This is a genomic window from Streptomyces muensis, assembly GCF_021474425.1.
GTDB classification, from domain to species: Bacteria; Actinomycetota; Actinomycetes; order Streptomycetales; family Streptomycetaceae; genus Streptomyces; species Streptomyces muensis.
In genome coordinates, this window is the sequence record NZ_JAKEIP010000424.1 from 1 (window position 1) to 4,670 (window position 4,670).

The window sequence follows — 4,670 nt, forward strand, 5'->3', positions numbered from 1 at the left end:
TTGAGCTCCAGGTTGACCGGAGCCGCGGTCGCGGCCTCGACGAGCGCCCGCTCACCCGGCCCCTCCGGCGCCGCCCGGCTCGGGATCACCCTGGTGCCGCTGGACACGGACGAGGAAGGTCCACGTCCGCAGTCTCTCGCCGCCGCCCACCGCACGGCTCCCCTGGCCGCGCTCTACCTCCAGCCCACCCTCCACAACCCCACCTCGCTGACGACGAGCCCCGAGCGCAGGCGCCGACTCGCCCACGCCGCCCTCGACTTGACCATCCCGATCGTCGAGGACCGCATCTGGTCCTTCCTCGCGGACGACGACCCCCTCGCCGCCCACGCCCCCGGCCTCACCCACGTCGTCGACGGCCTCTCCAAGCGCGTCGCCCCCGGCCTCACCGTCGGTTTCGTCGTCGTACCGGAACAACGGGCCGAGGCGGTGGCGGCGGCCGTCCGGTCCGGTGGATGGAGCGCGGGGCGCTTCGCGGTGGCGGCGGCCACGCGGTGGATCGGGGACGGGACGGTGGAGCGGCTGGTCGAGGGCAAGCGGGCGGACGCGGCGCGCCGGCAGCGGGTCGTGGCTCAGGAGCTGCGGGGGTTCACCGTACGGTCCGATCCCCGCGCCTATTACGCCTGGTGGGAGCTGCCCGCCCCGTGGCGTGCGGACACCTTCACGGCCGCGGCCGCCGCGCGGGGCATCGCGGTGACGCCGGGTCCCGCGTTCGCGGTCGGCCCGAACCGCACTCCGGACGCCGTCAGGCTCGGGCTCGGGTCGGTGAGTGAGGAGGTTCTGAGGGGGGCTCTGCGGGTGTTGGCGGGTGTGGTGCGAGGTGGGGCGTGAGCGCTGTGGGCGGGGGCGGAGCGGGGCTTTGGTATCGGGGCCGGCGGTCGTCGGTGGGGCCGCTGCCGCCCGACGGAACGCCGGATGCCGTCAGGCCCGGGCTCGGGTCGGCTCCTGAGTCCGATCCGCGGTGGGCGTCGCGGAGGCTCGTCGGCGCTGTGCGAGGAACTGGGTCAGGCGACAGGTGAGGGCCACGGCCAGGCCCAGGGCGATCAGGAGCCAGGAGACTCCGCGCAGGGTCGCCGTCAGGGCGTCGTAGATCGCGGCCGCGGCGGGGCGGTGGGCCGGGTCGGGGAGGTCGGTCAGGGTGAGCCGGCGGCCGATCGTCACCGCGAGGAGCAGGAGCGCGCCGCCCAGGGCCGTGCCCAGCGCGGTGGCCGTGACCGCGCGGCGGCGGCAGGCGGCGACGGCGATGCCGGACGCGGCGAGGACCGCCGCCGAGACCGGCAGCCAGAAGCCGGCGACTTCGAGCACCTCGTACCCCTTCTTCAGGCGGTGCACCTCATGGGCCGGGAGCAGCGCGACCTCGGTGTGCTCGACCGGGATGTGGTGGGCCAACGGGACGTGGTCGTCGGTCAGCCGGCGTTTGATCTGCGCGGTGACCGGCGCGAGGTCGACCGTCACCGCGCGCTCGCGCCCGTCCCGAAGGGCGCTCAGCACGGCATCGTGGACGACCTTGTTGCCCGCCTCCCACGCCGTACGGAACGCCTCGGTCCGGGTGAAGGAACGCACCGCGTCCTGCGCGAACGGCCGTACGGAACCGGGCTCGGGCGACGCGGGCGACGCCGGGGCCGCCTCCATCCGGTCGTCGATCTCCCGCATGATCCCGGCGCCGACCGTGTCCGCGACCGCGCCCTGCACGGCCGGATCGGCGGCCAGCGGCGCCATCGCGGTGACATAGCGGCCGGTGTCCGCCAGCCCGTACGTCACCCACGCCGCCAGCGCCCCGAACGGCACGAGGAGGCACGCCAGCGCGATCAGCGCTGCCGACAGGGCGTTCCGCAGCCGGGTGAGCACCCTTTCAGGCAAGGGTCACGGGGGCGGCGGCGCCAGCCTGGTGCCTGCATACGGCCGCACGATTCCGCTCTCCGGTGGAGCGTTCACCCGATCGGGTGTCTCATGGATGTGCGGGACCTGTGGTCAGCACCTGGGTGGGTGGATGAAGGGGAACGGGTCGGTCCCGGCGCCATCGGCGGCCGGGACCGACCCGTATACGTACGTGTGTCCGTCAGTCGATACGGTGGCCCTGCGCGTCCTCGTGCGTGTAGTAGCGGTAGAACAGCACGGCGAAGCAGGCCGCGCCGATCACGAGCCCCATCAGCGAGGACCTGAGGACCGACGCGTCGGTCTGGCTGTACAGGAACCCGAACGTACCGCCCGTGAAGGCGGCCCACAGAACCGCGTGCACCTCGCGGATCGTGCGGGAGGCGACCGCGCGGACGGCCACGTACAGCACCATGAACGCGGCCGCGGTGACGAAGCCGAACAGCAGGTTCCAGCCGGTGATCTCGCCGCCGGAGCGCCGGTTCGCCGCGGCCCAGTAGCCGTAGACGAGCCCCAGGACGACCGGTACGACCACGCTCATCGCGCGGTGCGTCCGCGCGCTGAACACATCGGGCAGACCCCGCGTGCCGGCCGTGCCCGTTCGCGCCGTCACGGACCGTCCGCCGGGCGCGGGTGCCGCATGAGCCATGAGAGCACTCCTCTCTCCTCGCCCCGCCATCCAGGGCACACCTCGAGCGGCCCCCTGGCAAGTCGGCGTCCGGAAAGCATCCGGGAAGCATCCGGAAGCACCCGGATGCGGCGCGCTGACCGGCGTGCTTGTCTGAGGCCCATGAGGGCCGTCAGCGAGGGTGGAGCCGGCCCGCAGGGCGCCGCCGCCCGCCGGCCGGACCTGCTGCGCGTACGCGGCCGCAGTGTCGCCTGGGTGCCGCCGCTGCTGCTGCTCGTCACCATCGTGCTGGTCGACTTCAGGACCAGCAGCGACTTCCGGATCCTGTCCTGGATCGTGCTGGTGCCCGGTATCGCCGCCGCGATCTGCGGGGTGTGGGGGACGGCCGTGTTCGCGGTGCTCGCGCCCGCCACCTACCTCGCCGCGGACGCCGCCCTGCCGGCCGAGTACCAGGCCGGCATGCCCGACCTCGTCCTCGCCGGCATCGGCGGGGTCCTCGCCACGCTGGCCTGCGTGGTCCGGGTGCGCGAGGAGCAGCGCATGCTGCACATCCAGGACGTCGCCGAGACCATCCGCCGCACCGTGCTGCGCCCGCTGCCGGCGGGCTGGGGCGGCCTCGACCACGCCGAGGTGTATCTCGCCGCCGACAGCGAGGCCAGGGTGGGCGGCGACTTCTACGACATCCAGACCGGCCTGTACGGCACCCGCGTCATCGTCGGTGACGTCCAGGGCAAGGGGCTCGCGGCGGTGGAGGCGGCGGCCGCGCTGCTCGGCACGTTCCGGGAGGCCGGCTACCACGAGCCGGATCTGGCGACGGTCGCCCAGCGTTTGGAGGTGCGCATGCAACGGCAGATCCGGATGCGTACGGCGCTCGGCGGCCAGGACGGCGACCGGTTCGCCACCGCCGTCCTGATCGGCTTCCCCGACGACGAGCCCGACGCGATGGACGCCGTCGTCCTCGGCCACGAGTGCCCGCTGGTCGTCGGCCCGGACGGGGTACGGTCCCTGCCGCCCGGCCGGCACGGTCTTCCGCTCGGCCTCGGTGAACTCGACCCCGTCGACGGCCCGCCGCCCGTGCGCCGGGTGTCCCTGCGTCCCGGCGAGACCCTGCTGCTGACGACGGACGGGGTGACCGAGGCGCGTGACGGCGACGACGTCTTCTTCCCGCTCGCCACCGAGGTCGCCGCGGCCGTCGCCGCCGACCCGGGGATCGCGCAGCCCCGGCGGCTGGTCGACTTCGTACGGGACGGCACGCTCAGGCACTGCGGGGGGCATCTGGCCGACGACACGACGGTGTTCGCGGTACGTCGGACGAGATCGGATGAGAACTGAGGGGAGAACTGGTGTGGGGAATACGGATGGAATCGGGCGTAAAGAGTCCTGAGATCCCGCTTTGCAGCCGCAGCGGTTACGGTGCTGCCCTAAGTGATCGACGGGGGATGGGGAGGGACCGATGCCCGGAACCGTGCTGCTGTTGGCCGCCGCCCCGGCGGGCAAGAGCTGTCTGGTGGACGCCGCCTCCGTGCTCCCCGTCCTCGCCGCGGTCCCGCCCACGGTGCTGTCCGGCACGGACACGGCGAACGTCGTGGAACTCGCCGACCCGCTGGAACCGCAGGCCGTCCTCACCCGGCTGCGCGCCGCCGCGGCCTCCCCGGCCCCGCTCACCGTCTTCGTCACCGGCCAGCTCCACCTCGACCGCCGCCAGCGTCTGCCCCACCTCGCGCTGGCCCGTACGACACCGTCGACGGTCCGCTACACCGGCTTCCCCTGGCACTGGTTCCGCGAGGAACTGCGCCTGCGCGCGCCGGGTTCCACATCCCTCGTCCTCGACCTGCACGCCGACCCCGAGACCTGGGAGTGGCTCGTCACCAACCCCCTCGACTCCGGGCGCAACAACGCGGTCTACGGCCGTATCGCCCCGCCTCCGAACCGCCGTACGGTCGCGGTGCCCGCGTACATGAAGGCCATCGCGACCCTCCTGCGCAGCGGCCACCGTCCCTCCTTCGACCAGCTGCACCAGCAGGCCCTGACACGGATCTCGCGTGAGGCCGGGCCGGGCACGGACATCGTGCTGAGGGCGTACGCGCCGGCCCAGATTCCCCCGAGCCTCCTGCGCCCGAGCCCACCGCCGAGCCCCGCCCAGAGCCCGGCCCCACTCCTCGTACCGACC

At 73.6% G+C, this 4,670-nt stretch carries 4 protein-coding genes and 1 pseudogene; 3 read left to right on the forward strand and 2 right to left on the reverse strand.

Annotated elements, in window-relative coordinates; genetic code table 11:
- On the forward strand, positions 1–828 hold an 828-nt coding region (locus L0P92_RS42285), incomplete at its 5' end, for an aminotransferase class I/II-fold pyridoxal phosphate-dependent enzyme (RefSeq protein ID WP_234768456.1).
- A 90-nt stretch (positions 829–918) separates the two neighbouring features.
- Here the strand turns inward: L0P92_RS42285 and L0P92_RS42290 are convergent.
- Together L0P92_RS42290 and L0P92_RS42295 are read right to left on the reverse strand one after the other, a co-directional pair.
- Complete coding sequence (locus tag L0P92_RS42290; protein ID WP_234768457.1) at positions 919–1,845, reverse strand: hypothetical protein; 927 nt, start codon at positions 1,843–1,845, stop codon at positions 919–921.
- A gap of 211 nt (positions 1,846–2,056) precedes the next feature.
- Complete coding sequence (locus tag L0P92_RS42295; RefSeq protein WP_234768458.1) at positions 2,057–2,521, reverse strand: hypothetical protein; 465 nt, start codon at positions 2,519–2,521, stop codon at positions 2,057–2,059.
- Positions 2,522–2,662: 141 nt separating this feature from the next.
- On the opposite strand from L0P92_RS42295, the gene L0P92_RS42300 reads away from it, so the two are divergent.
- Positions 2,663–3,832, forward strand: coding sequence for a PP2C family protein-serine/threonine phosphatase (locus L0P92_RS42300; RefSeq protein WP_234768459.1), 1,170 nt, complete (start codon positions 2,663–2,665; stop codon positions 3,830–3,832).
- Between the two features lie 121 nt (positions 3,833–3,953).
- Positions 3,954–4,670 (forward strand): annotated as a pseudogene (locus L0P92_RS42305) (hypothetical protein); the annotation flags it as partial.